This window comes from Amycolatopsis sp. NPDC041971, from assembly GCF_055588925.1.
Map to the genome: position 1 here is coordinate 196,159 of NZ_JBVJCE010000003.1, position 23,198 is coordinate 219,356.

Annotated in this window: 17 protein-coding genes; 9 read left to right on the plus strand and 8 right to left on the minus strand. The window is 68.0% G+C overall.

Going from position 1 to position 23,198, the window contains the following annotated elements; translation table 11 throughout:
- Positions 1–105: 105 nt before the first annotated feature.
- Positions 106–783 (minus strand): hypothetical protein, encoded by a 678-nt coding sequence (locus ACZ6DT_RS09205; protein WP_465591061.1) that lies wholly within the window; start codon positions 781–783, stop codon positions 106–108.
- 167 nt (positions 784–950) lie between these two features.
- Here ACZ6DT_RS09205 and ACZ6DT_RS09210 point away from each other — a divergent pair, with 167 nt between their 5' ends.
- Complete coding sequence (locus ACZ6DT_RS09210; protein ID WP_465591064.1) at positions 951–2,558, plus strand: GMC oxidoreductase; 1,608 nt, start codon at positions 951–953, stop codon at positions 2,556–2,558.
- Between the two features lies 1 nt (position 2,559).
- Here ACZ6DT_RS09210 and ACZ6DT_RS09215 read toward each other — a convergent pair whose 3' ends face one another.
- Positions 2,560–3,165: a dTDP-4-dehydrorhamnose 3,5-epimerase family protein gene (locus ACZ6DT_RS09215; protein WP_465591067.1), complete on the minus strand. Its 606-nt coding sequence runs from the start codon at positions 3,163–3,165 to the stop codon at positions 2,560–2,562.
- Positions 3,166–3,544: 379 nt separating this feature from the next.
- On the opposite strand from ACZ6DT_RS09215, the gene ACZ6DT_RS09220 reads away from it, so the two are divergent.
- Positions 3,545–4,720, plus strand: a complete 1,176-nt coding sequence (locus ACZ6DT_RS09220) for an NAD(P)-dependent malic enzyme (RefSeq protein ID WP_465591070.1) — start codon at positions 3,545–3,547, stop codon at positions 4,718–4,720.
- A gap of 96 nt (positions 4,721–4,816) precedes the next feature.
- Here the strand turns inward: ACZ6DT_RS09220 and ACZ6DT_RS09225 are convergent, their stop codons facing one another.
- Positions 4,817–5,569: a DUF4190 domain-containing protein gene (locus tag ACZ6DT_RS09225; RefSeq protein ID WP_465591073.1), complete on the minus strand. Its 753-nt coding sequence runs from the start codon at positions 5,567–5,569 to the stop codon at positions 4,817–4,819.
- Positions 5,570–5,654: 85 nt separating this feature from the next.
- Positions 5,655–7,058 (minus strand): bis-aminopropyl spermidine synthase family protein, encoded by a 1,404-nt coding sequence (locus ACZ6DT_RS09230; RefSeq protein ID WP_465591076.1) that lies wholly within the window; start codon positions 7,056–7,058, stop codon positions 5,655–5,657.
- A gap of 90 nt (positions 7,059–7,148) precedes the next feature.
- On the opposite strand from ACZ6DT_RS09230, the gene ACZ6DT_RS09235 reads away from it, so the two are divergent.
- The 4 genes from ACZ6DT_RS09235 to ACZ6DT_RS09250 are packed head-to-tail and all read left to right on the plus strand — an operon-like array spanning position 7,149 to position 10,502.
- Positions 7,149–8,237: an ABC transporter ATP-binding protein gene (locus ACZ6DT_RS09235; protein WP_465591079.1), complete on the plus strand. Its 1,089-nt coding sequence runs from the start codon at positions 7,149–7,151 to the stop codon at positions 8,235–8,237.
- The gene (locus ACZ6DT_RS09240) at positions 8,237–8,920 is read left to right on the plus strand and encodes an ABC transporter permease (RefSeq protein ID WP_465591082.1); all 684 of its coding nucleotides are present in this window, start codon (positions 8,237–8,239) and stop codon (positions 8,918–8,920) included. The genes ACZ6DT_RS09235 and ACZ6DT_RS09240 overlap by 1 nt, the downstream gene beginning before the upstream one ends.
- Complete coding sequence (locus ACZ6DT_RS09245) at positions 8,917–9,606, plus strand: ABC transporter permease (protein ID WP_465591085.1); 690 nt, start codon at positions 8,917–8,919, stop codon at positions 9,604–9,606. The genes ACZ6DT_RS09240 and ACZ6DT_RS09245 overlap by 4 nt, the downstream gene beginning before the upstream one ends.
- Positions 9,603–10,502 carry an ABC transporter substrate-binding protein gene (locus ACZ6DT_RS09250; protein ID WP_465591088.1) on the plus strand — a complete coding sequence of 300 codons (900 nt, stop codon included), beginning with the start codon at positions 9,603–9,605 and terminating at the stop codon, positions 10,500–10,502. Before ACZ6DT_RS09245 ends, ACZ6DT_RS09250 begins: the two co-directional genes overlap by 4 nt.
- 77 nt (positions 10,503–10,579) lie before the next feature.
- Here ACZ6DT_RS09250 and ACZ6DT_RS09255 read toward each other — a convergent pair whose 3' ends face one another.
- Complete coding sequence (locus ACZ6DT_RS09255; protein ID WP_465591091.1) at positions 10,580–11,095, minus strand: GNAT family N-acetyltransferase; 516 nt, start codon at positions 11,093–11,095, stop codon at positions 10,580–10,582.
- Between the two features lie 413 nt (positions 11,096–11,508).
- Here ACZ6DT_RS09255 and ACZ6DT_RS09260 point away from each other — a divergent pair, with 413 nt between their 5' ends.
- Positions 11,509–13,053: a S8 family peptidase gene (locus ACZ6DT_RS09260; protein WP_465591094.1), complete on the plus strand. Its 1,545-nt coding sequence runs from the start codon at positions 11,509–11,511 to the stop codon at positions 13,051–13,053.
- A 132-nt stretch (positions 13,054–13,185) separates the two neighbouring features.
- Positions 13,186–13,905: a hypothetical protein gene (locus ACZ6DT_RS09265; RefSeq protein WP_465591097.1), complete on the plus strand. Its 720-nt coding sequence runs from the start codon at positions 13,186–13,188 to the stop codon at positions 13,903–13,905.
- A 65-nt stretch (positions 13,906–13,970) separates the two neighbouring features.
- On the opposite strand, the gene ACZ6DT_RS09270 is transcribed toward ACZ6DT_RS09265, so the two are convergent.
- A complete protein-coding gene (locus ACZ6DT_RS09270; protein WP_465591100.1) occupies positions 13,971–17,744 on the minus strand; it encodes a multifunctional oxoglutarate decarboxylase/oxoglutarate dehydrogenase thiamine pyrophosphate-binding subunit/dihydrolipoyllysine-residue succinyltransferase subunit in 3,774 nt (1,257 codons plus the stop codon).
- A gap of 373 nt (positions 17,745–18,117) precedes the next feature.
- Here ACZ6DT_RS09270 and ACZ6DT_RS09275 point away from each other — a divergent pair, with 373 nt between their 5' ends.
- A complete protein-coding gene (locus ACZ6DT_RS09275) occupies positions 18,118–18,384 on the plus strand; it encodes a hypothetical protein (RefSeq protein ID WP_465591103.1) in 267 nt (88 codons plus the stop codon).
- On the opposite strand, the gene ACZ6DT_RS09280 is transcribed toward ACZ6DT_RS09275, so the two are convergent.
- A complete protein-coding gene (locus ACZ6DT_RS09280; RefSeq protein ID WP_465591106.1) occupies positions 18,381–18,950 on the minus strand; it encodes a DUF4291 domain-containing protein in 570 nt (189 codons plus the stop codon). The genes ACZ6DT_RS09275 and ACZ6DT_RS09280 overlap by 4 nt on opposite strands.
- 506 nt (positions 18,951–19,456) lie before the next feature.
- Positions 19,457–23,179, minus strand: a complete 3,723-nt coding sequence (locus ACZ6DT_RS09285) for an ABC transporter ATP-binding protein (RefSeq protein WP_465591109.1) — start codon at positions 23,177–23,179, stop codon at positions 19,457–19,459.
- Between the last annotated feature and the right edge of the window lie 19 nt (positions 23,180–23,198).

Below are 23,198 nucleotides of genomic sequence, written 5' to 3' on the forward strand. Positions count from 1 at the left end.
GGGAAGAAAAAAAGGGAGCGCGGGTGGGGTTGGTTGTGGGGGGGGGGGGGGTTCCCCCCCCCCCCAACCCCCCCCCCCCCGACCACCTGTACCGACGCGCGGCGGTCAGAGGGGTTTGAACTGGACGTAGGTCGTCTGCGTGAAGGTGTTCTTCCCGCTCGGCGACGGCAGGCCGAGCAGCTGGTCCGAGACCGATGCCAGTCGTCCGCAGCCGGTCGTGGCCGGCAGGGCGAGTCGCGTGTCGACGACGCCGAACTTCACCGTCTTCGGGTTCTGGGAGATCACCTCGAAGGGCACGGCGGGATCGTCCTTGACCACCGAGTGGAGCGGCGCGTCGAGGGTGCCGATCGCGCATTCCTTGGGCAGCAAGGGATGTCGCAGAGAGGCGTAGAGGTCCAGTTCACCGCGGCGCTCGTCGTTCGACAGGAAGTCCGAGTAGCCGCCGTAATTCAGCTGCATGGTCGAGCCGAAAGCGCCGCCGATCCGGGCGGGCGCGTGCCGCAGTTCACCGAAGACCTGCGCGTATTTCCCGTCGATCTCACCTTCGGAGAACGTCAGTCGCATCTCCCCGAGCCGGATCACCCGGTCGCCGATGGTCAGGACGCCTTGGGAGACAAAGGCTTCACATCGCCAGGTGCCGGGGTCTGCGTTGGCGGGCGGCGCCGGGCAGGCCGAGAAGTCGAAGTCGGGCACTGGCGACGGTGCCGCGGAGGCGTGGCCGGGAAGGGTGAAAAGGGCGGCTGCGTACAGTGCGGCCGCGGTCGCGGCGAGAAAGCGTCTCATGACTCGAAAGGGTGGCCCGTGGCGGCCTGGGTTCACATCGGGGAAGGCCCCCAGGGGCCCCTGGAATCGCCACGTTCGAGTGAAATAAACGGTGTTTACCCAGCTGACGCGAATTTGCTTCGTATTCGGTCTTGAAGGCGAGTCGGACGACGGGTGATCATCGGCCCATGTTCCCACTGTCGCGCCGCAGGTTCCTCGGGTTCACCGCGCTCAACTCCGCCGCGGCTCTCGGGCTCACCACGATTTCCACCGCGCAGGCCCGAGAATCGTCTCCTGGCTTCTCGACGGCCGTGGTCGTGGGCACCGGTTACGGCGCCGCTGTCACCGCGCTCCGCCTCGGCGAAGCCGGAATTCCCACGGTCATGCTCGAAATGGGCAGGTCGTGGGCCGACCCCGGTCCGGACGGCAAGGTCTTCTGCGACATGCTCCGGCCGGACCGGCGGGCCATGTGGTTCCAGGACCGCACGCAGGCCCCGCTCGCCTCGTTCCTGTGGATGGACGTGGCCAACCGTGACATCAAGCGGTATCCCGGAGTGCTCGACAGGGTGAACCACGGCGACATGTCCGTCTACGTCGGACGAGGGGTCGGCGGTGGTTCGCTGGTCAACGGCGCGATGGCCGTGACACCGAAGCGGTCGTACTTCGAGGAGATCCTGCCAGCCGTCGACGCCGATGAGATGTACGGGAAGTACTTTCCCCGGGCCAACCGGGCTCTCGGCGTCAACCACATCGATCCGCGGTGGTTCGAGACCTGCCGTTCCTACCGCTACGCGAGGGTTTCCCGGAAGGCGGCGGCGCGAGCGGGACTCGAAACGGTGTTCGTGCCCAGCGTCTACGACTTCGAGTACATGAAGCGGGAAGAAGACGGCACGGTGCCGCGGTCGGCGCTCGCGTCGGAGGTCATCTACGGCAACAACCACGGCAAACGTTCCCTCGACAAGACCTACCTCGCGGCCGCGCTGGGCACCGGGAACGTGACCATCAAGACGCTCCACCAGGTCCGCGCGATCACCCGCCAGACCGATGGCACCTACGTCCTCACCGTGCACGAGACCACGGAGGACGGCGTGGTCGTGGCGAGGAAACAACTCGGCGCGAAGTACCTGTTCCTCGGTGCCGGCAGCCTCGGTTCGACGGAACTGCTCGTTCGGGCACGGGAAACCGGGACGCTGCCCGAACTGAACGACGAGGTCGGCCGCGGCTGGGGCACCAACGGCAACGTGATGCTGGGCCGCGCCGACCACGCGTGGGATCTCGGTGGATCGCTGCAATCGGGGATGCCCGCGCTCGGCATCGACGCGTGGGACGACCCGGTGAACCCGGTCTTCGCCGAGGTCGCGCCGGTGCCGGCCGGGCTCGAGACCTGGCTGAGCCTGTACCTGGCGATCACGAAGAACCCCGAACGCGGTCACTTCACCTACGACGCCGCCACCGACTCCGCGCGGCTGCGATGGAACGCGGCACAGGGGCAGCCGTCGATCGACGCGGCGAAATCGTTGTTCGACAAGGTCAACCGCGCGAATCGCACGGTCTACCGGAGTGACCTGTTCGGGGATACGCGGTCGTTCGAGAACCGGTTCACCTATCACCCGCTGGGTGGATTGGTGCTGGGTGAGGCCACCGACCTGTACGGCCGGGTAAAGGGTTATCGGAACCTCTACGTGACCGACGGCTCACTGATCCCGGGCAGTACCGGGGTGAATCCCTTCGTCACGATCACCGCGCTGGCCGAACGGAACGTGGACCGGGTGCTGCGGGAGGACTTGGCGCGCTAGCTCAGTTCGCGGTCCGCAACTTCTCGTAGTACGCCACGCAATCGTCGTATCGCGGCAGCGATCCCTGCTCCAAGGCCTCTTTCAGATGGGGCGCGCCGGTGTCCTTTTCGGACAACACGGGCTCGATGTCCAGCGGCCAGGGCAGCGCGAGATCGATGTCCATCGGGTTGACGCCGTGCTCGCTCGCGGGGTTGTACGGCTCGGAACAGAGGTAGGCCATGACCGTTTCGTCTTCGAGCGCCATGAAAGCGTGGCCGAGACCTTCGGCGATGTAAACCGCCTTGTATTCGGTGCTGTCGAGCAGTACGGACGACCATTCGCCGAAAGTGGGCGACCCGACCCGGAGGTCGACGATGACGTCCAGCAGCGAACCGCGCGGGCAGTACACGTATTTCGCCTGTCCGGGCGGCGTGTCGGCGAAGTGAACGCCGCGGATGGACCCGCGCCGCGAGACGCTGGTGTTGGTCTGCCCCAGGCGAAGCCGGTGCCCGACCGTTTCGACGAACACCTCTTCCTGGAACGGTGCCACGAACAGGCCGCGGTGATCGGGAAAAACGCGAGGGGTGAACTCGAAACAGTCGGGGATGCCGAGGCGCCTGGCTTGCATGACCTCAATGCTAACGAGCCGTTCCCAAACCGGATGGACGTCTTGCGAAACCTCTCGTGAGCTGCGGAAAGCCGGCTCCGTCTGTGACATCAACCGCACCAGAGGGGCACACTGGTCCGCATGCCTGTCACAATGATCTGACCGCTGCGTCCGCGGCCGTCGCCACACCCACGGCACCGATGGCCGATTGGACGCTTCGCCGACAGGCCGGCGCTACCGCGCTGGGCTGCCGTGTCGGAGGACGAGTTACCCCAGGTGGCCGGGCCATGCCCAGTTTGGCCTGCTCACCGGCCAGTTCCCCCGCTCGCAGTCCCAGGAGAAGAATCCCATGACCTTCGCTCGAATCGAGACTTCGCCGTCCTTAGACACGGCGGAAGCAATGACGGGAACCACGATGACCACGCCAGTGACGGACACCGAGATCTTCGAGGGCCACGAGGGCGGCAAGCTCTCCGTGGCCGCGACGCGCCCGATCTCCTCGTCCCGTGACCTCTCGATCGCGTACACGCCTGGGGTGGCGAAGGTGAGCCGTGCGATCGCCGAGGACGCGGCCAAGGCGAAGCGGTACACGTGGGCGGACAGGCTGGTCGTGGTGGTCAGCGACGGTACGGCGGTGCTCGGCCTCGGTGACATCGGCGCGAGCGCTTCGCTGCCGGTCATGGAGGGCAAGTCGGTCCTGTTCAAGACCTTCGGCGGACTCGACTCGATCCCGCTGGTGCTCGACACCACCGACGTCGACGAGATCATCGAGACCCTGGTCCGGCTGCGCCCCTCATTCGGCGCGGTGAACCTGGAGGACATCTCGGCGCCGCGCTGCTTCGAGCTGGAGGACCGCCTCAAGGAGGCCCTCGACTGCCCGGTCATGCACGACGACCAGCACGGCACGGCGATCGTCACGCTGGCCGCGCTGCGCGGGGCGAACCAGGTCCTCGGCAAGGACATCTCCGGCCAGCGCGTGGTCGTCTCGGGAGCGGGTGCGGCGGGTGTGGCCTGCGCCAGGATCCTGCGGAACGCCGGCGTCGCGGACGTCACCGTGCTCGACTCGCGCGGCATCATCCACTCCGGTCGCGAAGGCCTGAACCCGATCAAGCAGAAGCTCGCCGAGACCACCAACACGGCCGGTCTGCGCGGTGGCCTCGGTGAGGCGCTGAAGGGTGCCGACGTCTTCCTCGGGCTGTCCGGGGCGACCATCGACGAGAGCCTGCTGGCCGGGATGGCCGACGACGCGATCGTGTTCGCGCTGTCGAACCCCGACCCGGAGGTTCACCCGGCCGTGGCGTCGCAGTACGCCAAGATCGTGGCGACCGGGCGCAGCGACTACCCGAACCAGATCAACAACGTGCTGGCCTTCCCCGGCGTCTTCCGCGGCGCGCTGGACTCCGGCGCGCGGGCGATCACGGAGAACATGAAGCTGGCCGCGGCCGAAGCGATCTTCGCCGTCGCGCAGGACGACCTCGGCCCGGATCGGATCGTCCCGAGCCCGCTGGACCCGCGGGTCGCGCCCGAGGTGGCCGCGGCCGTCGCGAAGGCCGCCGAGGCCGACGGCGTGGTGTGACAGTCCCTTTCACGCTCGCTCAAGCGCTATGAACGGTCCGTTCCTTGCAAAATTCGCAAGGAACGGACCGTTCATAGCATCCGGGACTTGCGCACGTCAGCCGGTCGGGATGGCCAGATCGGCGCCGGGGACGAGGGTGGAACCGGTCAGCTGTGAGCCGGGCGAGTGGAGCGTGCAGAAGACGGTGCGCACGCCGTTCTTCCAGGCTTCGCGCTCGGGCTTCAAGTAGCCCAGATCGGTGTAGACACCTTCCGCGTCGAGTCGCGGACTGTCCACGTTCTTGGCCATGATCCGCTGGCAGTGGGTCAAGGCTTCCGCTTTCAGTTCTCCACCACCGGGCCACGGGCCGTCCGCCGCGGTGAAGGCTCCGATCACTTGGGTGCTGTGCACGCTCGCGCACGCGGCGAGTTCGACGCTGGTGAAAGTGCCCGTGACCGCGGACTGCTGGAAGCAATCGCCCGGCTTCAGGGTGCAGGCGTTGGCGTGGCCGGACGGCGGGGTCGCGCAACTCGCGCTCGGCGGGCTCGCGGTGTAGCGGTCCGGGTTCCCCATGGTGTTCCCGAGCAGGGCGATCCAGCCGACGGCCCAGAAGCCGGCGGCCGCGAGGCCGCCGATCGCCAGGCCCCGGCCCGGCCGCTTTCCCGGACCGGTCTGGGTGAGCGCGATGATGCCCATGATGATCGCGGGGAGCAACGGCAGGGCCAAGCAACCGGCCAGGCCCAGTACGAGCGTGGTGATCGCCAGGCCGCTGGTCTTGTGGTGGTGCGGCGGAAGCCCGGGCGGGTGGGTGAACCCGTACGGCTGCGCGATCGGCATTCCCGGGCCTTGAGGGCCGCGCGGTTCGTTCATGGGACCGAATCTAGGAAGAGCGCATGAAGTTCCGATGACACGACCGCCACGACTGCCACGACTGCCACGACGGCCGGAGCGCGGCTCAGCCGAGCAGTTCCGCCAGCCGGTGCCGCGGCAGGTCGATCAGCCGCGCGTCCGTGAGGTCCGACGGCACGTCCAGCGACACGTTCGCCAGCCGCGCGTGCGCACGGGTCAGCAGTTCGTCCTGGTGCTCGACGGCGTCCGCGACGACGATGGCGTGCCGGTTGTCCGGGGTGCTCCGCAGCAGCCGCAGCCTGTACTTCGCCCCGACCAGCCGGTTGAGCGCGCCCTGCGCCTCGGCGTTCGTCAGGTCTGGATGCGAGTTCGGGACCAGCAGCGCCAGCCGTCGCGCGTTGGTGCCCAGCAAGGTCCGCAGCAGCCACGGGCCGGGGTCGGCCGAAAGATCCATCGCGACCGCGTCGCCCTCCGGCCCGGAAACGGCCCAGTCGACCGGCCGCGACTCCAGCGCCAGCCCGCCCTCGGTGGCGATTTCGTGCAGCTTGTCCAGCAGCGACGGTTTGGCCGCGCCGGCGGATTCCACCGACTGCGGGCCGTGCGTGTAGATCGCGGCCTTTCCCTTGCCACCGCGGTTCTTCTTCGACTTCGCGGTCGGCTGGCAGACATAGAGGTCCGCCGCGCTCCCGATCGCCTGCGCGCCGAAGTAGCGGTTGAAGTCCGGCAGGATCGCTTCGAAGGTCAGTCCGAGCGTCGCGAGTGCCCGCTGCACCTGCGCGCCCAGCGCGGGATGGCGCGGGCTGTAACCGTAGGCGAGCAGCAGTCGCCCTTCCGAGGGTTCGGTGAGCGCTTGGACCCCACGCGCCGCGAACAAGCCCATTCCCTCGGGGGTGTAAGGCGGATCACTGAACACGAGATCCATCCGCCCGGTCACCGAGGGTGGCAGGCCGACGCGCAGATCCGTGTGCAGGGTGCGGATCGACCGCTCGCTGAGTTCGTCGATGTAGGCGAGGACACGATCGTCGAGGTCTACGACGGTGAGGTCCGCGTCAGGCCGCAACGCGCGTACGGCCAGGGAAGTGAGGTCGTGGTCACCCAGGAACAGCAGCTTCGCCGTTTCGAGGTCATAGCGCTCGTCCAACCACAGTGCCCGGTTCAGCACGGTCTCCGGCGTCGCCTGCACGTGGTCGAGCGCGGACAGCGGTGCCGGTACGTTCTCGACGTAGCTGGTGATGGTCTTCAGCAGGTCGGGGTCGGATTTCCGGTCCCGTGCCTCGAAGCGCGCGTACTTCTCCCGGGTGGCGGGGGCCAGCCGTAGGCGGGACTCGTTCCGCTCGAGATCGTCGCCGAGCGCGTTCAGGACGTCTTCGACACTCCGGCGTGGCGCGGTGCTGATCCGGACCAGTTCGCCGAGATCACGCCAATCCGTCCGGAGCAGGGAAATCACCTGTTGGAGCGGTCGCACGTGGACACCGTGCGCCGCGAAGACGTCATCGACGGGGGAACTCACAGCAGCAGCCTAGTGACCCGCCCCCTGGGACACCGTGCCAACGCCCACGATCTGGGCTACGGTTTTTCGACCAGACATGGGGAGAGACACGTGACTATCGAGTTCCGTGGCGTGACCAAGCGGTATCCGGACGGGACGGTCGCGGTCGACGACCTGAACCTCACCGTGGAGGACGGCACCATCACCGTCTTCGTCGGGCCGTCCGGCTGCGGCAAGACCACGTCGCTGCGGATGATCAACCGCATGGTCGAGCCGACGTCGGGCACGGTACTGCTCGACGGCAAGGACGTCAGCGACGGCGACCCGGCGCTGCTGCGCCGCGGCATCGGTTACGTCATCCAGCACGCCGGCCTCTTTCCACACAGGACGGTCCTCGACAACGTCGCGACCGTGCCGTTGCTGTCCGGCTGGGACAAGGGCAAGGCACGTAAGCGTGCCGCCGAACTGCTCGAAACCGTCGGCCTGCCCGCGGAACTCGGCAAGCGCTACCCCGCCCAGCTTTCCGGCGGCCAGCAGCAGCGCGTCGGTGTCGCCAGGGCGCTCGCGGCGAATTCGCCGGTGCTGTTGATGGACGAGCCGTTCTCCGCCGTCGACCCGATCGTCCGCGAGGAACTGCAGGACGAATTGCTGCGTCTGCAATCGCAGCTGGGGAAGACGATCGTGTTCGTCACCCACGACATCGACGAGGCCGTGCGGCTCGGCGACAAGATCGCGGTGCTCCGCGTCGGCGGGGTGCTCGCGCAGTACGGCACACCGTCCGAAGTGTTGCGTCATCCCGTCGACGACTTCGTCGCTTCGTTCGTGGGCAAGGACCGTGGCTACCGCGGGCTTTCGTTCCTGTCGGCGGAAGGAATCGTCGTCGAAGAGGTCAAGCGGGTCGAGGTCGGCCAGCCCGATCCCGGACCGTCCGACGAGTGGCGGGTCGCGGTCAACGCCGAAGGACAGCCGCGCGGCTGGCTGCGCCCCGGGTCCACTGTGGACGGCGAGCTCGCCGAGACCGATCTCGTCGCGGGCGGATCGCTGTACGTCCAGGGGTCACCGATCCGTGGCGCGCTCGACGCGGCGCTTTCCTCGCCGGCGAGCCTCGGTGTCGTGGTCGACGCCGAGCAGAAGGTCCTCGGCGTCGTCAGAGCACGGCAAGTCCTCGAGGTGATCGAAACGCCGTCGCTGAGTTCCTGATGGGGGCCTTCTTCGCGGAGCTCGGCCGCTACCTGGGCAGTGCCAACAACCGCTCGCAGTTCTTCGGCGATCTGCTCGACCACATCTATCTCTCGCTGGTCCCGCTGGTGCTGGGCCTGCTGATCGCGGTGCTGGCGGGCTGGCTCGGTCACCGGTTCGCCGCGGCGCGTTCCGTACTGCTGGTGGTGTCGAACCTGCTGTACACGATCCCGTCGCTCGCCCTGTTCGTGGTGATCCCGGGCATCATCGGTTCGAAGATCCTCGACAGCGTCAACGTCATCGTGGCGCTCACCGTCTACACCGCCGCCCTGCTCGTCCGCCCGGTACTGGACGCGCTCGACGCGGTCCCGCCGCACGTCGTCGCCGCGGCCACGGCGGTCGGCTACAAACCCGCGCGCCGGTTCCTCGCCGTGGAGCTGCCGCTTTCGGTCCCGGTGCTCGCGGCGGGCGTCCGGGTGGCCTCGGTCAGCAACATCAGCCTGGTCAGTGTCGGCGCGCTGATCGGCACCGGCGGGCTCGGCGTGCTGTTCACCGACGGCTTCCAGCGCGAGTACTTCTCGCCGATCGTCGTCGGGATCGTCGCGACGCTGCTGCTCGCGCTGGTCGTCGACCTGCTGCTGGTGCGGCTCCGCAATCTCCTCACACCCTGGGACCGGGTGGCGACCACGGCGGGGGCGAAATGATCGGCGACGTCCTGAACTGGTTCGGGGACCCGGCCCACTGGCAGGGTACGAACGGCGTCCCGGCCCGGCTGCTGCAGCATCTCGGCTACACGGCGCTGGCGCTGGTCTTCGCGCTGATCATCGCGATCCCGCTCGGGCTCTACGTCGGGCACACCGGTCGCGGCGCGGTGCTGCTGGTGAGCGGCGGCAACGCGATCCGCGCGCTGCCGACGCTGGGGCTGGTGACCTTCCTCTTCCTGCTCTTCACCGAAAGCGAGCTCTCGACGATCATCGGGCTCGTGGTGCTCGCCGTCCCGCCGATCCTCGCCGGGACGTACGCGGGCTTGCAGGCGACCGACCACGGCGTGGTCGACGCGGCGCAGGGCATCGGAATGACCGGTTGGCAACGGTTGTGGAAGGTCGAGTTGCCCATCTCGCTGCCGCTGGTGCTCGGCGGGGTGCGGAACTCGGTACTGCAATTGGTGGCGACGGCCGCCGTGGCCGCCTACGTCGGGCTCGGCGGGCTCGGCCGGTTCCTGCTGGACGGACTGGCCATTTTGGACTATCCGCAGGTGGTCGCGGGCGCGCTCCTGACGACGTTGCTCGCCGTCGTACTGGATCTGGCGCTCGCGGGCGTCCAGCGTTTGCTGGTGCCCAAGGGAGTTCGGCTGGCGCAGGCCGCGAGCGGGAAGAAGGCGAAGGTATGAGGCGCACGGTGACGGCGCTGCTGGCTGGGATCGCTTTGCTCACGGCGAGCTGTGGCAACCCGCTCGCCGGAGGAGCCGAGGGCGGTGCGACCGGCGACATCATCATCGGCGCGTCCGACGTCGGGGAGAGTCTTCTGCTGGCCCAGATCTACGCGGGCGCGCTGCGCAACGCGGGCGCGGAGAACGTGACCGTGCGCCCGCCGGTCGGCAGCCGCGAGGTCATCGTCAAGGCACTGCAGGACAAATCGCTTTCGGTCGTACCGGATTACAGCGGGAACCTGTTGCGCTATTTCGACAAGGACACGCAGGCCACCACCCCGAAGGACGTCTACGCGCAGCTGAAGCAGAAGCTGCCGTCCGGGTTCGAAGTCCTGGAGCAGGCCCCGGCGGAGGACAAGGACCTGCTGGTGGTGCGCAAGGAACTCGCCGATTCCGGGGTGCGGACCTTCTCCGATCTCGGCAAGCGGTGCCAGGATCTCGTGTTCGGCGGTCCCGGCCAGTGGAGCAGCCGCTGGAAGGACAAGATCAAGACGCTCTACGGCTGTGAGTTCGCCGAGATCCGCACGACCGACACCGGCGGCCCGGTCACGGTCGCCGCGTTGAAGTCCGGCGACATCCAGGTCGCCGATCTGTTCAGCACGTCGTCGTCGATCGCCGCGAACGGGTTCGTGCCGCTGGTGGACGACAAGAACATGTTCCCGGCGCAGAACATCGTGCCCCTCGCGGCGAAGGGGACGTTGTCGCCGAAGGAGGTCGACGCGCTGAACCGGGTTTCGGCGGCGCTCACGACCGATCAATTGACCGAGTTGAACGTCCAGTTCAGCGAGGAGAAGCGCAACCCGCTCGACGTCGCCGAGGAGTTCCTGCGCCGGAACAACCTCCTCGCGCCCGCCTGACCCTTCGCGTTTCGTCCTCTGAATGCGGTACTTGCGCACGCAACCACCGCATTCAGAGGACGAAACGCGGAAGAGGGCTAGAGGCGGTCGAAGGCGGGGGAGTAGCGGAACTCGCCCTGGAGATCGGGCGTGTACGCGCGAAGCGTGCGGACTTGGAAGTGCGGCGCCCACTCCGCGACCGGCGGCGTGATCCCGTGCTGTGCGGCGAGTACGAAGCCGAAGCGGGAGTAGTAGTTCGGGTCGCCCAGCAGCACCACGGCGCCGTAGCCGAGCGCGTCCGCCGCGCCGAGTACCGCGTGCACGAGCGCGGAGCCGATGCCGGCGGCGTGATGCTCGGGCCGGACCCCGAGCGGACCGAGGCCCACCGTCGACTTTTCGTCCGAGCCGAGCTTGGCCGGGCTGCAGCAGACATGCCCGGCGACCTTGCCCTCGTGTTCGGCCACGATGGACAGTGCGCCGATCAGGTCGCCGTCCTCCCGCAGCTCATCGACGAGTTTGGCCTCGACCACGGGAACACTGTGTTTCGCGAACGCGGCCAGATGCACGGCGTGGATCGCCTCGCGGTCGGCCGGGATTTCCTGTCGGAGCAGCATGCGCCCGAGTGTGCTCCATCCGAAGGTATGGTGGAAATCGATTTCCACCCCGTGAGGTCGCGACTTTAGTAGGCGGCCATCCGTGTGTACTTCCACGCCACTGAAACGGCCGGGGAGACGGAAAGCGACCACCGGATGTGCGGATCCCCAATTCTTCGTGGGCCGTACGGGCGCAATACGCGACTAAAGGCGGGGGCTGAACGGCGCCGAGCTGCGCCGACGCGACGTCCACTACTACCGGGATGTCCGTAATGCAAGGTCTTCCTTGGGGTGAATCGGCGACTTAGTCTCAGCCTGCGCTCCTAAGTGGAACGCGCTTCACCTCTGAGTCACCCCAACGATCCGGCGGGCCATTTCACGCCCGTGGGTCGACCCTGCCTGGGAGGAATATCTTGAACAATTCCCTGGGAACCATGAAGAGACGACTGCCCGCCTTCGGCGTGGCCGCGGCCGTCGCCGTGCTGACGGCGCTGGGCGGTACCACCGTCGCGTCGGCGGCGGAGGGTTCGATCGTCAACGCGGGTAGCGACAAGGCGATCAAGGACAGCTACATCGTCGTGCTGAAGGACGGCTCGTCGGTCGAAGCCACCGCGAAAAGCGTGACCAAGCGCCACGGCGGCAAGATCGAGAAGACCTTCGCGTCTTCGGTCCACGGTTTCTCCGGTGTGCTGACCGAAAAGCAGGCGAAGCGCGTCGCCGCCGACCCCGCGGTGGCCTACGTGGAGCAGAACCAGACGGTCTCGATCTCGGCGGATCAGCTGAACCCGCCGTCGTGGGGCCTGGACAGGGTCGACCAGCGGAACCTTCCGCTGGACCAGAAGTACAGCTACAGCACCACGGCCTCGAACGTCACCGCGTATGTCGTCGACACCGGCATCCTCACCACGCACCCCGACTTCGGCGGGCGCGCGACCCACGGCCGTGACACCGTCGACAACGACAACGACGCCACGGACTGCCAGGGTCACGGCACTCACGTCGCCGGCACCATCGGCGGTACCGCGCACGGTCTGGCCAAGGGCGTCAAGCTCGTCGCCGTCCGCGTGCTGAACTGCTCCGGTTCCGGGACGACCGCCGGCGTCATCGCCGGTGTCGACTGGGTGACCGCGAACGCCGTCAAGCCCGCCGTCGCGAACATGAGCCTCGGCGGCGGCGCGTCGGCCACCCTCGACCAGGCCGTCCAGCGGTCGATCGCGTCGGGCGTCACCTATGGTGTCGCGGCCGGTAACGACACGGGTGCCAACGCCTGCAACGTCTCGCCCGCCCGTACGCCGGAAGCGATCACCGTCGGCTCGACGACGAACACGGACGCGCGGTCCAGCTTCTCCAACATCGGCACTTGCCTCGACATCTTCGCGCCGGGCAGCGGTATCACGTCGACGTGGCTGAACAACGGCACCAACACCATCAGCGGTACCTCGATGGCGACCCCGCACGTCGTCGGCGCGGCGGCCCTGTACGCCTCCGCCAACCCGACGGCCACGCCGAAGCAGGTCCGTGACGCCCTGGTCGCCAACGGCACCAAGGACAAGGTGACCAACCCGGGCGCCGGTTCGCCGAACGTGCTGCTCTACACCGGCGCCGATGGTGGCCCCGGCCCCGAGCCGACCCCGTGCGGCACGCAGACCAACAGCGGCGTCGTCGCCATCCCCGACGCCGGTGCCGCGGTGACCAGCACGATCACCGTCGCGAACTGCGCCCGCAACGCCTCGGCCACCACCAAGGTCGCGGTGAACATCACGCACACCTACGTCGGTGACCTCGTCATCGACCTGGTCGCGCCGGACGGCAGCTCGTACCGCCTGAAGAATTCGAACAACGACTCGTCCGACAACATCAACACCACCTACACCGCCAACGTCTCGACCGAGGCCGCGAACGGCGCCTGGAAGCTGAAGGTGCAGGACGTGTACCAGGTCGACACCGGCTCGCTCAACAGCTGGTCGCTGACCGTCTGATCCACACCTGGAGTGCGTGAAGGCCCCCTTCCTCCTGCTGGGAAGGGGGCCTTTCCGTATCCGGCGAGTGATTCGGCGCCCAGTTGCGGCGTTCGTCCACTAAGGACCTTCGCGAGGCTTTACCCTCTCCGCATGCAGCCCGGACCGCCCTATCCGCAGGGACCTCAGCAACCGTATCCACCGCAGGGCTATCCCGGCTATCCGCCGCCCGGATACGGGCCGCCGCCCAAGAAGTCGAACACCGGACTCATCGTCGGGCTCGTCATCGGCGCGGTGGTGCTGCTCGGCGGTGGCGGGGTCGCGGCCTTCCTGCTGTTGTCCGATGACTCCGGCTCGTCCTCGTCCGCGGCGCCGACCTCGTCCAAGAAGACCGGGCCACCGGACAAGTACACCTCCATGCCCGGCTGCGGGGAGATCGGCGGCAAGGTGAGGAACCTGCCGCCGCTCGAAACGCCGAAGGGCGAGGAGCCGGCGAGCACCTCGAACGACGACATCACCTACACCCGTTCGTCCTGCAGCTGGCGTGAGCCCAACGCGCCTTCGGCGACCGTCTCGATGTACCTGTCGAAGTCGAAGGAGCCGGGGTCGGGCGCCGGTGAGGCCTGGGCCAAGGCGGGCGTCGAGAACGCCGTGACCGATGGCGGCGTGCTCATCCCCAGCATGGCGAAGGCGACCAAAGCCGTTCACACCAAGCTCGATTCGCCGAGCCAGTGCCAGATCAAGTTCTACCAGGGCAACGTCGAGGGCGAGATCATCGTGACCGGCCCCGACGCGTCCGGAACGGTCAACCAGACGGTGTGCAAGGAGAACGCGCTGAAGATGGCCAAGGCGACCTCCGAGGCGATCGGCTGATACCGGAAGGGCCCCTTGCTCGCGTCTAGTGCGAGTAAGGGGCCCTTCCGGTACTTCTCAAGCGATCAGTCGAAGGCCCGTGCGATCAGCGCCTTCTGCTCGACCTCGTGCACCTTGGACGAACCGGCCGACGGGGCCGCCATCGGACGACGTGACACGACGTCGAGGCTGGAGAACACCTCCGGGAGCTTCCGCGGCAGGTTCAGGCCGAAGAACGGCCACGCACCCTGATTCTCCGGCTCCTCCTGGACCCAGACCGCGGGAGCGCCGTTGTAGCGCTCGAGCGCCGCCACCAGCTTCTTCTTCGGCAGCGGGTAGTACTGCTCGACCCGCACGATCGCGATGTCATCCGCCTCGCGCTTCGTCCGCTCGGCCACCAGCTCCCAGTAGAGCTTGCCCGAGGTCAGCAGCACCTTGCGCACCTTCGACGGATCGACATCGGCGTCGTCGATGACCGACATGAACTTCGACTGGCCGGTGAAGTCCTCGACCGCCGAGGTCGCCGCCTTGTTGCGCAGCATCGACTTGGGGGTGAAGACCACCAGCGGCCGGTTGACTCCGTCGAGGGCGTGCCTGCGGAGCAGGTGGAAGTAGTTCGCCGGCGTCGACGGCACCGAGACGGTCATCGAGCCTTCCGCGCACAGCGAGAGGAAACGCTCGATGCGGCCGGAGGTGTGGTCCGGGCCCTGGCCTTCGTGCCCGTGCGGCAGCAGCAGCACGACGTCGGAGAGCTGGCCCCACTTGGCCTCACCGGAGGAGATGTACTCGTCGATGACGGTCTGCGCGCCGTTGACGAAGTCACCGAACTGCGCTTCCCACATGACCAGCGCTTCGGAGTTGGCCACCGAGTAGCCGTACTCGAAACCGACCGCCGCGTACTCGGACAACGCCGAGTCGTAGATCATCACGCGGCCCTGACCCTCGGCCAGGCTGGCCAGCGGCGAGTACTCCTGGCCGGTCTTGCGGTCGATCAGCACCGAGTGGCGCTGGGTGAAGGTGCCGCGGCGGGAGTCCTGGCCGGACAACCGCACCAGGCGGCCTTCCATCGCCAGCGAACCGAAGGCGAGCAGCTCACCGAACGCCCAGTCGATGCCGCCTTCGCGGGACATCTTGTGGCGGCGTTCCATGACCGGCTTGACCCGCGGGTGCGGGGTGAAGCCCTCGGGCACGTTGAGGAACGCGTCACCGATGTGCTCGATGACCTCGGTGGTGGTCGCCGTGGGCACCTTCGCCGGGACCTGCTGCTCCTCCTCGACCGAGGGGCTGGCCTTCGCCGGGTGCTTCTCCAGCTCGCGGACCTCGTTGAACACGTGCTCCAGCTGGCTGGAGAAGTCGCGCAACGCGGCCTCGGCCTCTTCGACGGAGATGTCGCCGCGGCCGATCAGCGATTCGGTGTAGGTCTTCCGGACCGAACGCTTCGTGTCGATGATGTCGTACATCGCCGGCTGCGTCATCGAGGGGTCGTCGCCCTCGTTGTGGCCGCGGCGGCGGTAGCAGATCAGGTCGATCACGACGTCCTTGTGGAACGCCTGGCGGTAGTCGACGGCCAGCTTGGCCACCCAGTGCGCGGCCTCGGGGTCGTCACCGTTCACGTGGAAGATCGGCGAGCCGATCATCTTCGCGACGTCGGTGGCGTACTGGCTCGACCGCGAGTTCTCCGGCGCGGTGGTGAAGCCGACCTGGTTGTTGATGATGAGGTGCACGGTGCCGCCGGTGCGGTAGCCGCGCAGCAGCGCCAGGTTCAGGGTCTCGGCCACGACACCCTGGCCCGCGAAGGCCGCGTCGCCGTGCATCAGGACCGGTAGGACGGTGAAACCCTCTCCGCCCTTGTCGAGGATGTCCTGCTTCGCGCGGACGATGCCCTCGAGGACCGGGTCGACGGTCTCCAGGTGTGACGGGTTCGCGGTCAGCGACACCCTGGTCTCGCCGTCGCCGAACATGCGGAAGTACTTGCCCTCGGCACCGAGGTGGTACTTCACGTCACCGGAGCCGTGCGCCTGGCCAGGGTCGAGGTTGCCCTCGAACTCCTGGAAGATCTGCGCGATCGGCTTGCCGACGATGTTCGCGAGCACGTTCAGGCGACCGCGGTGCGGCATACCGACGACGACCTCGTCGAGTTCGTACTCGGCGGCCTTGTCCAGCAAGGTGTCGAGCAGCGGGATCGCGGTCTCGCCGCCTTCGAGGGAGAACCGCTTCTGACCGACGTACTTGGTCTGAAGGAACGTCTCGAACGCCTCGGCGGCGTTCAGCTTCGAGAGCACGTACTTCTGGACCGCGGGGTCCGGCTTCTCGTGCGGGACCTCGACGCGATCCTGGATCCAGCGGCGCTCCTCGGGGTCGAGGATGTGCGTGTACTCGATGCCGACGGTGCGGCAGTACGAGTTGCGCAGGACGCCGAGGATGTCACGCAGCTTCATCCGCTCCTGGCCGGCGAAGCCGCCGACCGGGAACTCGCGGTCCAGATCCCACAGGGTCAGGCCGTGGGAGAGGACGTCGAGGTCGGCGTGGCTGCGCTGCCGGTAGTTCAGCGGGTCGGTGTCGGCCATCAGGTGACCGCGCATGCGGAAGGCGTCGATCAGCTCGATCACGCGCGCGGTCTTGTCGACCGGGCCGTCCGGGATGTCGGCGACCCAGCGGATCGGCTCGTAAGGCAGGCGCAGGCTGGTGAAGACGTCGTCGTAGAAGCCGTCTTCGCCGAGCAGCAACTCGTGGATGCGCTTGAGGAACTCGCCCGACTCCGCGCCCTGGATGATGCGGTGGTCGTAGGTCGAGGTCAGCGTCATGATCTTCGAGACGCCGAGGTCGACCAGTGCCTTCTCGCTGGTGCCCTCGAAGTGCGCCGGGTACTGCATGGCGCCGACGCCGATGATCGCGCCCTGGCCAGCCTGCAACCGCGGCACCGAGTGGTTGGTGCCGATGCCGCCGGGGTTGGTCAGCGAGATCGTGGTGCCTGCGAAGTCGTCGGCGGTCAGCTTGCCGTTGCGGGCCTTCTTGACGATCTCCTCGTAGGCCTGCCAGAACTGCATGAAGGTCATGTTCTCGGTGGCCTTGATGGAGGCCACGACGAGCGTGCGGGAGCCTTCCTTGCCCTTCATGTCGATCGCGAGACCGAAGTTCACGTGCTCCGGCGTGATCGCGAACGGCTTCCCGTCGATCAGCTGGTAGTGCCGGTTCATGTTCGGGAAGTTCTTCAGCGCGCGGACCATCGCGTAACCGATGAGGTGCGTGAAGGAGATCTTGCCGCCACGCGTGCGCTTGAGGTGGTTGTTGATGACGATGCGGTTGTCGGCCATCAGCTTCGCCGGGACGGCGCGCACACTCGTGGCCGTCGGCACGGACAGCGAGGCGTCCATGTTCTTCGCGATCGCCGCCGCGGCGCCACGGAGTTGCTTCGACTCCGGCTCGGCGTCCTTCTCGGCGGGCTTGGCCGGGGCCTTCTCAGCCGCCTTGGGCGCGGCCGCCTTCGCGGGCGCCGGGGCCTTCGCAGGCGCGCTGGCCTTCGCGGGCGCGCTGGCCTTCGCCTCGGTCTTCGGTGCGGCCTTCGCGGGGGCGTCCTTCGGAGCGGTCTGCTTCGCGGTGGACTCGGCGTTGCGGACTGTCTGCGGCGACGGCTGGGCGGCGGGCTGGCCGTTGCCACCAGGGCCCTCGTTGCCGGGGTCTCCGGAGTTCTGACGCGCGTCGTCAGCCTTGGTCTGCGCGGCCTGCGTTGGCTTGAAGTCCGCGAAGAAGTCGTGCCAGGCGGCATCGACTGAGCTGGGGTCGGCGAGGAACTGGTCGTACATTTCCTCGACGACCCACTCGTTGGGGCCGAATTGTGACGCAGGGCTGCTGCTGGACACGGCTTGGACTCGCCTCTATCCGTCTCGAGATCTTGAACACCGCTGATGCGCTTACCAGGCTAACCCCCTCGGTCGCGGCCGTGTGATGGAACTGGCCTGTGTGAGGCGTGGCGCACTAGATGATGGGTCACTGTCTCGATCAAGAGACCGAAAATATGCCCCTCGCCGCTCCGGCCCTCGGCCGTTCGGGGGAGCAGGGGACCTTTGCTGTCGTTTTCACTGTCCGTGCAGGTCAGGTCACTGTCTCGTCGGTGAAGGTTGGCCAGCTCGCCGTGCCTGGACAGCCTGAAGTTCACGTCAGGGGGCTTCGCTGGGTGGACGATGCGGCCGGTGTCGTGCCGGCCGCCGGTCACCCGCGAGGTGGTGGCAGCCGATGTGGCTGGACGAGTGCCCGTCGTTCTGGGACGAGGGGCGCGTGCGCCCGCTGGTCACCGAATCCGGCAAGGTGGTGCTGATGTGCGACTCGTGCTCGGCGGTCTGGCCGACGCTCTCCGACTTCAAGGAGATGGAGCACGTCGAGCCCGACGAGCCGGACTGGGCGGTGACGGCCGGGGTGCACGTCCGGCCGGGGACGGTCCGGTGGGCTTCGGCTCAGGACCTCGAGGTCGCCGGGATGAGCGGCCTCAAGTGGCGGCCTTAGCCGGGATACGGCCGCTCCGCGGGTAGCAGCGCTTCGGCGTCTTCGATGCGGTTCGCCGCGACCAGGGTGCCGATCTCGCGCATGGTCGCGGTGACGTCGGTGACCGCCGTGATCCATTTGTCGACATAGCGATCGACGGCTTCGCCACTCAGGCCCATCTGGAGCGAGCGGTGCTTCAGGGCGCCGAGCCGGATGCCGCGTTCCGGATCCCACTGGATGCGGACCGGGCAGGTCTTGACCTCGTCCTGCCACGTCTCCCGGTCGGGGTGGACGTCGGGGTCGTAGTGGCTGAGCGCCGCGTGTTCGAGCGCCCACGCGAAACCCTCGCGAGTGATGTCGAGGGCGAGTACGCGTTCTTGGCCGGGCTTCGCGGCCCAGCCGCAGCGATACGCCATCCAGAGGAAGGACGGCTTGATCCAGGTCATGCGTTCGCGTTTGAACGGCGGCACGAACTTGCCCGCCTTCACGGCGGCGTCGGCGATGGCCGGCGAGTACGCCTGATAGACGCGGATCGTGGTCTCGGTGTACACGGCGCGGATCTGCCGCGCCGGGATCTCTTCTTTCATTTGCCGTGATGGTGACAGGTGCGGGGTTCACACGCGACCGAAATTTCGTTGCCACATGGTCCAGGCCGATCAGGTGCACCCGCTGGACTACCTGGGGCGCAGGCGAAGGCAGTACTTCCTTCGGGTGGGGAGCCGTCGGCTCCGGGGGCGCGATCCCAGCTGGATCTGTCGGCTGGGTGGGGGTCACCGGGGTCGTGAGTGGCATTTCGGGTTAGAACGGACCGGTATGTGCTTACCTACGCCTGACCAGGCCGGTCTCGCGCGCTCAGCGCGTGCCGGGTGTCGACGATGGAGGAATCGGGACGGTGAGTGTCCCGATTCCTCCATCGTCGAGAGGGCGTTGCACCCACCACCATCGAGCAGGAGGATTCCGGACGGTCACTGCCCGGAACCCTCCCCGCTCACACCACCCAGCACGAACCCAAACGGCAGCGAGACAGGCCGGATTCCCGTGGGCAGGCAAATACGGGTTCACCAGAACCCGAAACGCCACTCACGACCCAGCATCAGCCCAGTGACCACAGCCGCGCGTAGTGGCCATCCGCGGCGACCAGTTCCGCGTGGGTGCCCTGTTCGATGATCCGGCCGTGGTCCAGCACCATGATCCGGTCCGCTTTGGCGGCGGTGGCGAGGCGATGCGCGACCACGAACGTCGTGCGGCGGCGTGCGAGTTGTTCCGTCGCGCGTAGGACGGCGGCTTCGGTGGAGGGGTCGAGGGCCGCGGTCGCCTCGTCGAGCAGGAGGACGTCCGGGTCCACGAGTTCGGCGCGGGCGAGGGCGACGAGTTGCCGCTGCCCGGCCGAAAGCGACCGTCCGCGTTCCCCGACGGGCTGGTGGAAACCGGCAGGGAGCGCGGCGACACCGTCGAGCGCGCCGACGGACCGGACCGCTTCCTCGACCTCCGCGTCCGTCGCGGAAGGCCTGCCGTAGCGCACGTTGTCCGCGACGGTTCCCGAGAACAGATGCGCTTCCTGCGGTACCACGCCCATCCGCGTGCGCAGGGCGCCGAGGTCGTACTCGCGGATGTCGGTTCCGTCGATCCGGACCACGCCGCCTGTCGCGTCGTAGAAGCGCGCGACGAGCTTCACCGCCGTCGACTTGCCGGCGCCCGTCGCACCGACCAAGGCGACGGTCTCTCCGGCGGCGACCTCCAGCGTCAGCTGCTTCAGCGCGGGTTCATCCGTTGTGGTGTAAGCGAAATCGACGTCCTTGAAGGAGACCTCGCCGCGCAGCCGCTCCGGAACCGGGACCGGGTTTTCCGCCGCCGGAACGGAAGTCGGCGTGCGCAGGAGGTCGCCGATGCGCGCCAGGCCGACCCGCGCCTGCTGATAGCCGTCGAACACCGAGGACAGTTGCTGGATCGGCGAAAAGAACTGGCCGAGGTACAACAGGAACGCCACCAGCACACCGGCCGACAGCGTGCCCGCCGCGACCCGGTTCGCGCCGACGATCAGCACGACGACCTCGGCCAATCCGGAAAGCATCGCCGCGAAAGGGAAGTAGGTGGCGACATAGCGTTGGGCGCGAAGCCGTGAACGCCGGTACTCGTCGCTGCGGGAGGCGAACTTCTCCGCCGTCCGCTCCTCGCGGGTGTACGCCTGCGCGACCCGCAGCCCGTTCACGTTCTCCTGCATGTCCGCGTTGACGACACTCACCCGTTCCCGGGCTTCGGTGTACGCCTTGGACGACGCACGGCGGAAGATCACCGTCGCCACGATGAGGATCGGCAGCACCGCGAGCGCGTACGCCGCGAGCCCGATGTCGGTGATCATCAGCGCCGCCGCGATCCCGACCAGCGTCAGCGCGCTCACCACGGCCTGCGCGACACCGGTCTGCAGGAACGTCGAGAGCGCGTCGACGTCGGTCGTCATTCGGGTCATGATCTTCCCGGACAGTTCGCGTTCGTAGAAGTCGAGCCCGAGCCGTTGCAGATGGGCGTAACTGCGGACGCGCAGCGAATACAGCACCGTCTCGCCGACCCGTGCCGTCATCCTGGTCTGGAGGTAGACCACCAGCCAGTCCGTGAGGATCACCAGAGCGCCGATCCCGGCGGCCAGCCAGATCATCGCCTCCACTCCGGCGCGCACCCCGTTGTCGATGCCGAACTGGTACAGCGCGGGCATCGCGATGGTGGCCAGCGCGTCCGCCGCGACCAGCCCGATCACCACGGCGAGCGGGCCGCGCACCGGTTTCAGCAAGCGGCCGAGACGGAACTTCGGTTCGGGCGCGGTGACGTCGGTGCCCGGCAGACGCGGGACGTCCGTGGCGGGTGGCAGTTTCCGGACGCCTTCGAGGAGTTCCCCGCTCGGTGGCAGGTCGACGTCCCATTCGCCGCCGGCGCCCTTCCGCTCGCCCGCCAGTTCGTCGGCGTTGTCCTGCTCCGGCCACAGGGCGGGGGTGACTCCCGAAGGGCCGCAGTCGAGGCCCTCGCAGCGATGCGGTTCCTCGACGTCGTCACCCGGCCCCGCGACGAGTTCGCGGAACAGCGGGCAGCGCGCCAGCAGTTCCTCCTCGGTTCCGACGTCGACGACGCGGCCCTTGTCCAGCACGGCGATGCGGTCGGCGAGGGCGAGGGTGGAGCGGCGGTGCGCGATCAGCAGGGTCGTCCGGCCCGCGGTGACCGAACGCAGCGTGTCGTGGATCGCCGCCTCGGTGACCGTGTCGATGGCGGACGTCGCGTCGTCGAGGACCAGCACGCGCGGATCGGTCATCAGCGCCCTGGCGAGGCCGAGCCGCTGCCGTTGCCCGCCCGAAAGCGTGAGGCCGCGCTCGCCGACGAGCGTGTCGTACCCCTCGGGAAGGCGCTGGATGAACTCGTCCGCTTCCGCCGCCCGCGCGGCCGCGCGGATCTCCTCGTCGCTCGCGTCCGGTCTGCCGTAGGCGATGTTGTCGCGCACCGACGAGGAGAAGAGGAACGCCTCCTCGAAGACCACGCCGATCACGCCGCGCAGGTCGTGCTGCCGGACGTCGCGGACGTCGAGGTCGCCGACCTGGACCGAACCGCTGTGCACGTCGTAGAACCGGGGCAGCAGCAAGGAGATCGTCGACTTGCCCGAACCGGCCGTGCCGACGAGAGCGAGTGTTTCGCCCGGCCGGGCCTCCAGCGTGAGACCGTCGAGCACGGGATCCGACCGTGTGTAGCCGAAGGAGACGTCCTCCAGCCGGACGCCGAGAGGGCCTTCGGGCAGCGGCCGCGCGTCGGGGCTGTCGACGACGTCCGGCTGCGCGTCGATCAGTTCGTTGACCCGTTCCGCACCCGCCCTGGTCAGCTGGGCTTGGACGACGAGGCTCGAAATCATCCGTGCCGGGCCGATCAGGATGGACAGGTAGGTGGCGAACGCCAGGAAGGTGCCGAGGCTGATTTCGCCTTTCAGCGCGAGGACGCCGCCGACCGCCAGCACGGCGACCTGCCCGGCCGCGGGCAGCGCCGCTGTCGTGGCCGTCGGCAAGGACGAGAGCCGCGCCGAGCGCATGCGTTCCGCGAAGAGCTTCCTCGCCGTCTTCTCCAGCTTCGCGACTTCGCGCGCCTCCTGGCCGAAGCCCTTCACAACGCGGACGCCGGTGACGGTCTCCTCGACCTGCTGCGCGACGTCGGCAGCGCGTTGCTGGGCCGCCCAGGTCGCGGGGAAGAGCCGTTTCCGGCTCACCGCCATGATGATCGCGATCGCGGGCGCGACGACCATCGCGATCAGGGTCAAGGTCGGCGACATCCACAGCATCGCGCCGAGCGACAGGAGCGCGAAGATCACCGATCCCGCCGAAAGCGGCACCTGCATCAGGACCGACGTGACCAGTTGGAGATCCGAGATCGCGCGGGAGGCGACCTGCCCGGTGCGCAGCGCGTCCTGCTTGCCGCCGTCGAGCCGGGAGACCGCGTTGAACACCTGGCGGCGCAGATCGTGCTGGACGTCGAGAGCCAGCCGTCCGCCGACGTACCGGCGGGCGAAGGCGTTGCCGAAGGTCAGCACCTGCAGTACCGCCATCACGGCGGCGAGCAGGCCGAGACGGGAGGTTTCGCCCGCGACGGCGTCGTCGAGCGCCTCGCGGATCAGCAGTGGGCCGGCGGCCTGCAACCCGACGCCGATGACGGCGGCGCCCAGCGACAGCACGACGAGCCAAGGATGTTTCCAGCACGAAGCGGCCAGGCGGCGGATCCAGCCTCCGGTGGGTGCCGGGGCGGTCTCACGTGCCGGGCTCGCTTGACGCGGACGAGGTGGAGCAGTGGTCACCCCGCAAGCCTATGCGGCC

What these genes read in the sequence shown, in the direction of transcription:
- ACZ6DT_RS09220 (WP_465591070.1), top strand. Translation starts at nt 3,545, where the DNA reads ATGACGGGAACCACGATGACCACGCCAGTGACGGACACCGAGATCTTC.
- ACZ6DT_RS09260 (WP_465591094.1), top strand. Translation starts at nt 11,509, where the DNA reads ATGAAGAGACGACTGCCCGCCTTCGGCGTGGCCGCGGCCGTCGCCGTG.
- ACZ6DT_RS09225 (WP_465591073.1), bottom strand. Translation starts at nt 5,569, where the DNA reads ATGAACGAACCGCGCGGCCCTCAAGGCCCGGGAATGCCGATCGCGCAG.
- ACZ6DT_RS09215 (WP_465591067.1), bottom strand. Translation starts at nt 3,165, where the DNA reads ATGCAAGCCAGGCGCCTCGGCATCCCCGACTGTTTCGAGTTCACCCCT.
- ACZ6DT_RS09255 (WP_465591091.1), bottom strand. Translation starts at nt 11,095, where the DNA reads ATGCTGCTCCGACAGGAAATCCCGGCCGACCGCGAGGCGATCCACGCC.
- ACZ6DT_RS09240 (WP_465591082.1), top strand. Translation starts at nt 8,237, where the DNA reads ATGGGGGCCTTCTTCGCGGAGCTCGGCCGCTACCTGGGCAGTGCCAAC.
- ACZ6DT_RS09205 (WP_465591061.1), bottom strand. Translation starts at nt 783, where the DNA reads ATGAGACGCTTTCTCGCCGCGACCGCGGCCGCACTGTACGCAGCCGCC.
- ACZ6DT_RS09245 (WP_465591085.1), top strand. Translation starts at nt 8,917, where the DNA reads ATGATCGGCGACGTCCTGAACTGGTTCGGGGACCCGGCCCACTGGCAG.
- ACZ6DT_RS09275 (WP_465591103.1), top strand. Translation starts at nt 18,118, where the DNA reads ATGTGGCTGGACGAGTGCCCGTCGTTCTGGGACGAGGGGCGCGTGCGC.
- ACZ6DT_RS09280 (WP_465591106.1), bottom strand. Translation starts at nt 18,950, where the DNA reads ATGAAAGAAGAGATCCCGGCGCGGCAGATCCGCGCCGTGTACACCGAG.
- ACZ6DT_RS09265 (WP_465591097.1), top strand. Translation starts at nt 13,186, where the DNA reads ATGCAGCCCGGACCGCCCTATCCGCAGGGACCTCAGCAACCGTATCCA.
- ACZ6DT_RS09250 (WP_465591088.1), top strand. Translation starts at nt 9,603, where the DNA reads ATGAGGCGCACGGTGACGGCGCTGCTGGCTGGGATCGCTTTGCTCACG.
- ACZ6DT_RS09210 (WP_465591064.1), top strand. Translation starts at nt 951, where the DNA reads ATGTTCCCACTGTCGCGCCGCAGGTTCCTCGGGTTCACCGCGCTCAAC.